The organism is Pseudomonas brassicacearum (assembly GCF_003732265.1).
GTDB classification, from domain to species: Bacteria; Pseudomonadota; Gammaproteobacteria; order Pseudomonadales; family Pseudomonadaceae; genus Aquipseudomonas; species Aquipseudomonas brassicacearum_D.
Genome location: NZ_MOBK01000148.1, coordinates 1 through 533 on the forward strand (window position 1 = coordinate 1; position 533 = coordinate 533).

The 533-nt window shown below is 60.2% G+C and carries 1 protein-coding gene; it reads right to left on the minus strand.

The genetic code is table 11. From position 1 onward, the window contains the following. A partial coding sequence (locus tag BK660_RS30515; RefSeq protein ID WP_259698552.1) for a pseudouridine synthase occupies nucleotides 1–533 on the minus strand: 533 nt, incomplete at both ends.

The following is a 533-nucleotide window of genomic DNA, read 5'->3' on the forward strand; positions in this document are numbered from 1 at the left end:
GGTAACCGGTTTAGCCTCGACCATGGTGGCAAAATCGCCGAAGCGGCGCAGCACCTTGAACATGGTCAGGGCTTCTTTGCCTTCTTCGTTGACTTCAACCATGCGCTCGCCGGAACGCAGATTGCTCTTGAGCAATGGCGCGCTGACTTTCTTGATCGAAGTCGCCCAGTTGCCGCGCACCAGCGCCATGTAGCGCTTGTCGACGCCATCGCCGCGCAACTGCTCGTGCAAGTGGCGCAACATGCTGCGCTTTTTGGCGATCATCAGCAGGCCGGAGGTGTCACGGTCGAGACGGTGAACCAGTTCCAGCTCCTTGGCATCGGGACGCAACTGACGAAAGGCTTCGATCACGCCGAAATTCAAGCCACTGCCACCGTGAACCGCAATGCCGGCGGGCTTGTTGATCACGATCAGGGCTTTGTCTTCGAAGACAATCGAGGCTTCCAGCCGCTGCAACAAGCCTTGGGCGAGTGGCACCGGCTCGTCACGCTCAGGCACGCGAACCGGCGGCACGCGCACGATATCGCCAGCCT